Source organism: Actinomycetospora sp., from assembly GCF_055612215.1.
This window is the reverse complement of sequence record NZ_JBVPVA010000120.1, coordinates 1-5,753: the sequence shown is the minus strand read 5'-3', so window position 1 is coordinate 5,753 and position 5,753 is coordinate 1. Positions and strand designations below refer to the sequence as shown.

Below are 5,753 nucleotides of genomic sequence, written 5' to 3'. Positions count from 1 at the left end.
CGAGCGAGAGATGCATGGGCCGACCTCCTCCTGCTGGATCTCGACCGTAGGGAGGTTCGGGGGTCGGACGCACCGGTCGACCTTCCAGTCGGGTTTCCAGTCCGCCCGGAGTCGCTCACGGGCAGCTCCGTGGGCGTCACGAGGCGTGGCGAGCCGGACCACCGCCGGTCCGGAATGAGGATCGGATCGGCCGGGTTGTCGCCGTCGGGGGTCGACGACGCGAAGGAGTCCGCACATGACGGTGGCACCGGGCCGGTACGGCATCTGGGCGGGCGGCGCACAGCTGTCCCCCGAGCTGGCGGCGACGATCGAGCGACTCGGGTACGGCGCCGTGTGGATCGGCGGCAGCCCACCCGCGGACCTGGAGCTGCCCGAGTCCCTGCTCGCCGCCACCGACCACCTCGTCGTGGCCACGGGCATCGTCAACATGTGGGGCTCGCCCGCCGCCGAGACGGCCACCTCCTACCGGCGGATCGCCGAGCGCTACCCGGACCGCTTCCTGCTCGGGGTCGGGATCGGGCACCCGGAGGCCGTGGGGCAGTACCGCAAGCCCTACGCCACGATCGTCGAGTACCTCGACGAGCTCGACGCCGGCGGCGTGCCGGTCGAGGGTCGCGCGCTCGCGGCGCTCGGACCCAAGGTCCTCGCCGTCGCCCGGGACCGCACCGCCGGGGCACACCCGTACCTGACGACGCCGCACCACACCCGCGAGGCCCGCGGGATCCTCGGCGAGGGCCCGCTGCTGGCGCCCGAGCAGAAGGTCGTGCTCGACACCGACGTCGAGCGGGCGCGCGCGATCGGCCGGGAGAAGGTGAGCAACCCCTACCTCAAGCTCACCAACTACCGGAACAACCTGCTCCGCGAGGGCTTCACCGAGCACGACCTGGACACCGCCTCCGACGCGCTCGTCGACGCCCTCGCGATCCACGGGGACGCCGCCACCGTCGCCGCCGGGCTCACCGCCCACCTCGACGCCGGTGCCGACCACGTCTGCGCCCAGGTCCTCGTGGACGACGGTGACGCCTACGTCCCCGCGCTCACCTCCCTGGCCGAGGCTCTCGAGCTGTGACGCACCGTCCCCTCGATCGGGATGCCGTCAGCTCGTCGCCACCCGCCGGCAATCCCGTCAGGGCTGCGGTGGCCTGCTCGCGGCCGCCGGCCCCTGCTACGACGGCTCGCTGATCAGGGGCACGAACCGGACGGGCATCAGCGTCTCGAGGTGCCCGTCCGACCGGAGCCGCAGGAGCTCACCGTCGCCGCCCCGGGGCCCGGGCCCGACCGGGCCGACCAGCCGGCCGCCGGGGGCGAGCTGGTCGACGAGCGGTTCGGGTAGCCCCCCGCTGGCCATCGCGGTCATCGAGATCGCGTCGAACGGGGCCCGGTCCGGTGCACCGCGGGCGCCGTCGCCGAGGCGGACCTCCAGGTTGTGGTACCCCTGCCGGTCCAGGACCCGCGCCGCGGAACGGGCCAACCCCGGGTGGTACTCGATCGTGACGACCTGCTCGGCGCACCGGGACAGGATCGCCGCCCCGTAGCCCGAGCCGGTACCGACCTCGAGGACCCGCTCGATGCCGGTCAGCTCCAACGCAGCGGTCATCACCGCCACGATGTACGGCGCCGAGATCGTCTGTCCGGCCGGGATCGGCAGCGGCGAGGATGCGTAGGCCTCGGCGGCGAACTCGGCGGGCAGGAACCGCTCCCGCGGGACGCGAGCCATCGCCGCCAACACCCGCTCGTCGCCGATACCGCGCTCCCGCAGGTCCTGGACCATCCTCCAACGCCGCACCCAGGCCGGGCTCGCGACCATGCCCGGCGGCTCACCCACCGTCGCCCCGTCGCGCCGGTCGACCCCTCCGCCGTCCCGGAGTGGGAACGTCGTTCAGGACGCGGGGCGCTGTCGGGCCGGTCGTCCTGCCGGTCCCACCGACCGCGTACGGGACTCGCTGCATGGGTCCAGGATGAGCCAGCCAGGGCCCTCCGTGCATCCAGCCGCGCGAGGGCACGTCAGCAGGTTCGCCCAGGCCTACCGCCGGACCTACGGCCGCGCCCCGGGAGACACCCTGCGCACGCGGTGAACCGGGCGGCGGTCGTCGCCGAACGGTCGGAGGTTGCCGTGGGCGGGTAGACCATCGGGCGCTGAGCCTGTCAGATCTCTTGCCGTCCGCCCAGCACACAGTGCGGGAGTCACCACCGGGCTCCCGACGCCCGAGAGCGAGCCATGGCCACCTCCCACCACCTGACCGTCCCCGACGACGGGCGCTCGGTGTCGATCGTCGCCACCGCCGGCGGCACCGTCGCACGCCCGGTCTGCCGGAGGTCGGCGTGATGGACATCGACGACGACCACGTGGACCGTTCCGACGGGAACGGCGTCGGCCCGGGGCCCGACCGGCCGAGGTTGTCGGTCACCGACTCGCCGACCGGGGTGCGCGTGATCAGGGTGGGCGCCGCGCTGGATGCGACCGCCGCGGCTGAACTGCGCCGCGAGGTCAGGGCTCTGGTGGCTCGCTCCGCCGACCCGCTGGTGGTCGACCTGACCGCCGTCCGCGCGGCTGAGCCCGGTGCCTCTGCCGTGCTCCGCGACGTGGCCTACGAGGCAGGCGTCGCCGATGTGGACCTGCGCGTGGTCCGTGCCCCGGACGCACCGGAGGTGGCCCGGGCCGTCCTCGACGACGAAGCCCTGTTCGAGATCTATCCCACGCTCGACGCAGCGCTGCCGCGCCCGGCCGATGCGCCCCCGTCACCTCCAGGACCACGTCGGATCCCGCCCCCGGCGGACGATCGGTGACGACGGGAGCTCCCGAACTCGCCGCCGGCGGCGGCGTGGGTGTCAGGTCGTCGTGTCGACGGCGATGACGCGCCAGACCGTCTCGGCGACGCGCTCGGCCAGGGCCGCCCCGTCGGTGTCCCCGCGGAGGAAGGCACCGAAGAAGCTCCCGAAGCACATCGTCGTGAGCGTGTCGATGTCGAGGTCGGCCCGGACGTGGCCCCGCTCCTGGAGGCCACGGAGCACGTCGAGGAGCAGGGTGAGCCGTGGCTCGACCGCGCGTTCCCGCAGGAGCTCCAGCAGTTCCGGCGCGCGGGGCTGCTCCCCCATGAAGCCGCCCTGCAGGATGATCGCGTCGGGGTTGAAGTAGCAGGGATCGACGCGGCGCAGGGCTTCCCGGAACGCCTGGTGGGGCGGCAGGTCGGCGAGCTCGAGCGTCGGGTAGCTCTCACGCTGGGCCCGGAAGCCCCAGTCGAGGGCGTCCACGACGAGCTCGAACTTGCCCGGCCAGCGCCGGTAGAGCGTCGGCCGCGACACCCCGGCGTCCGCGGCGATGTCCCCGAGGGTCATCTTCGAGTAGCCGTCGAGCACCAGCCGGCGGCGGGTGGCGAGGATGATCGCCTCGTCGAGTGCCGGATCGCGGGGCCGGCCCGCCGGGGTGGGCGCGGACGTCTCCGCACCCGGGGGCCCGGCCGTCGCCGCCCTCTCGCCCTGCTCCACGGCGTGCACCCTACGAGTCGCCGTCGCCGAGGAACGTGGCGAAGCGCGCGACCTGCTCGCGGGGAGTCGTGAGGTCGTCGAGCGGGTGCTCCCGGTCGGCGTAGCCCAGCGCGACACCGCAGACCACGGTCTCGTCGTCGGAGATGTCGAGGTGGCGCCGCAGCACGGAGTGGAAGGTGATGAAGGAGGCCTGGGGGCACGTGTCGAGCCCGAGCTCGCGCGCCGTGAGCATGAGCGCCTGGAGGAAGAGCCCGGCGTCGACCAGCGCGCCGGCCAGGGGACGCGCGTCCGTCGTGAGGATCATCCCCACGGGCGCGCCGAAGAACTCGTAGTTGCGCCGATGGTGGCGGTCCCGCCCCTCGGCGTCCCCGGGCTCGACCCCCAGGGTCTGGCGGTAGAGCTGGTCGCCGAAGGCCGCCCGGCGGGTGCGGAACGGCTCGGACCACTCGTCCGGGTCCGGCTGGTACGGGTACTCGGGCTGCTCCTCCCGCCGGCCGGCGTCCAGGCTCTCCCACAGCTCCTCGGTCAGCCGGCGCTTCGCCTCGCCCACGACGACGTACACCCGCCACGGCTGGGTGTTGGAGTTGCTGGCCGAGCGGGACGCCGTCGCGAGCAGGTCCTCGACCAGGTCGCGCGGCACCGGCGTGGGACGGAAGGCCCGGACGCTGCGACGGGAGCGCAGCGCGTCGGAGACGGTCACGCGGCGTCCGGCGCGGTGATGTCGTAGGAGATCCGGCCGGCGGGCAGGAAGAACAGCGCGATGACCGCGCCGCCGCGGACCTCGGGGTAGTGGTGGCTGGCCGGGTCGGGCGCGGTCCACCCGCTGCCCTGCCAGCCGCGGGGTCCGCCCAGCTGGGCGCCCTCGTCGAGCGGCACGACCATGTTCAGCTCGCCGTAGGGATGCTGGTGGTACTGCCCCCGGTAGACCGGGACGCTGTCCATGTAGACCGCGGTGATGCTGAACCAGCTCAGCCGCTCGCTGGGCTCGGCGATCCGGCTGCGGCGGTAGCCGGGCCCGTCGACCTCGACGTTCGCGGCCCACCCCTGCTCCACGCCCTCGGTGACGAGCGCCGCGAGGTCGTCCCACACGGCGTCCCCCGGCCCGTGGGTGGCGTTGAGCCAGGTCTCGAGCTCCTCCCCGGCGGTCCTGTTCTTGATCGACTCGAGGAAGGGGATGCTGCGTTCGATGAGGTCTTCGGCGGTCGCGGCCACGGTGGCTCCTCGCTGGTCGATCAGCTCCGGCAGGTGTCCTCACCTGCTCCGGGGAGAAGACTAGGAGCCACTTACGTTACGGTCAATACTCGTAACGTAAGTGGCTGTCGGCGAGAGTCGGGAGACCGCGATGATGGGCGGTGTGGACGACGACCCGCGCGACGGCGCGCAGCCCCTCCCCGGTCGGGCGGTGCTCGACGAGGACCGGGCGCTCGAGCTCCTCGCCTACCTCGTGACCGCCGCCCGCACCCAGGTCGACGAGGCCGCCGAGTACGGACCCATGCGGCTGCTGACCGCCGCCCGCCGACTCGGCGAGGCGATCGCGCCGCACGCCTCCCCCGCGACCGCGGCGTTCGTCGCCGGTCCCCTGGCCGACGTCCCGGAGCTCGCGGTCCCCCGCCACGGCCGGGACGAGTACACCGCGCGGCTCGACGACCTGTGCCGCGCCCTCGCCGCCCACCTCGTCGAGGCGGTCGCCACCCGCCGGGACCGACCGTGACCACGCCGGCCCCCGGGGGCGCCACGGCGGACGTGGTCCTGGCGGCCATCCGGACCCGCCGGGTCGTCCGGGCGATGACCGCCGAACCGGTCGCCCGCGAGTCCATGGAGACGGTCCTGGACGCCGGCCGGTGGGCCCCGACCGCCGGGAACCGGCACCTCCAGCGCTTCGTCGCCACCGACGACCCCGACACGCTGCACGTGCTGCGCATGGTCTCCCCCGGCATGATCCCGCGCCCGCCCGCGGCGATCACCGTCTGCACCGACCGTCGCCTCGCGGCCGACTACGGGTTCCCGCCGGACGCGGCCGGCCTGCACGTCGACGTCGGTACCGCCACGGCCACCCTGCTGCTCGCGGCCCACGCCCTCGGGCTCGGCGCCGCACCGGTCTCCTCGTTCAGCCGTGCCGCCGTCGGCGTGGTGCTGGCGTTGCCCGACGGGTGGGTCCCCGAGCTCATCGTCTGCCTCGGGCACCCCGCGCCCGCCGCGCCCGCCCCGATGGCCCCGCGGACCCGCCTGACCTGGCGCGACCTGACCCGGTGGGTGCCCGCGGACGG

General features: G+C 74.2%; 8 protein-coding genes. 4 read left to right on the top strand and 4 right to left on the bottom strand.

The features are described from left to right. Positions 1-235: 235 nt before the first annotated feature. On the top strand, positions 236-1,069 hold the full coding sequence (locus tag AC0CYZ_RS03175) for an LLM class F420-dependent oxidoreductase (RefSeq protein WP_472212272.1): 834 nt from the start codon (positions 236-238) through the stop codon (positions 1,067-1,069). Positions 1,070-1,165: 96 nt separating this feature from the next. Here the strand turns inward: AC0CYZ_RS03175 and AC0CYZ_RS03170 are convergent, their stop codons facing one another. Beyond that, positions 1,166-1,771, bottom strand: coding sequence for a protein-L-isoaspartate(D-aspartate) O-methyltransferase (locus AC0CYZ_RS03170; RefSeq protein WP_472212271.1), 606 nt, complete (start codon positions 1,769-1,771; stop codon positions 1,166-1,168). Between the two features lie 554 nt (positions 1,772-2,325). On the opposite strand from AC0CYZ_RS03170, the gene AC0CYZ_RS03165 reads away from it, so the two are divergent. Further along, positions 2,326-2,787, top strand: coding sequence for an STAS domain-containing protein (locus AC0CYZ_RS03165; protein WP_472212269.1), 462 nt, complete (start codon positions 2,326-2,328; stop codon positions 2,785-2,787). A gap of 42 nt (positions 2,788-2,829) precedes the next feature. On the opposite strand, the gene AC0CYZ_RS03160 is transcribed toward AC0CYZ_RS03165, so the two are convergent. Genes AC0CYZ_RS03160 through AC0CYZ_RS03150 form a run of 3 tightly spaced genes read right to left on the bottom strand, consistent with a single transcriptional unit; the run spans position 2,830 to position 4,698 of the window. Beyond that, complete coding sequence (locus AC0CYZ_RS03160) at positions 2,830-3,486, bottom strand: TetR/AcrR family transcriptional regulator (protein WP_472212267.1); 657 nt, start codon at positions 3,484-3,486, stop codon at positions 2,830-2,832. A gap of 10 nt (positions 3,487-3,496) precedes the next feature. Further along, complete coding sequence (locus AC0CYZ_RS03155; RefSeq protein ID WP_472212265.1) at positions 3,497-4,186, bottom strand: nitroreductase; 690 nt, start codon at positions 4,184-4,186, stop codon at positions 3,497-3,499. Next, positions 4,183-4,698, bottom strand: a complete 516-nt coding sequence (locus AC0CYZ_RS03150) for a 4-hydroxylaminobenzoate lyase (protein ID WP_472212263.1) — start codon at positions 4,696-4,698, stop codon at positions 4,183-4,185. The genes AC0CYZ_RS03155 and AC0CYZ_RS03150 overlap by 4 nt, the downstream gene beginning before the upstream one ends. 142 nt (positions 4,699-4,840) lie before the next feature. Between AC0CYZ_RS03150 and AC0CYZ_RS03145 the strand changes: the two genes are divergently transcribed. Together AC0CYZ_RS03145 and AC0CYZ_RS03140 are read left to right on the top strand one after the other, a co-directional pair. Then, positions 4,841-5,197 (top strand): DUF6092 family protein, encoded by a 357-nt coding sequence (locus AC0CYZ_RS03145; protein ID WP_472212261.1) that lies wholly within the window; start codon positions 4,841-4,843, stop codon positions 5,195-5,197. Then, a partial coding sequence (locus AC0CYZ_RS03140; RefSeq protein ID WP_472212259.1) for a nitroreductase family protein occupies positions 5,194-5,753 on the top strand: 560 nt, incomplete at its 3' end. The genes AC0CYZ_RS03145 and AC0CYZ_RS03140, both read left to right, overlap by 4 nt.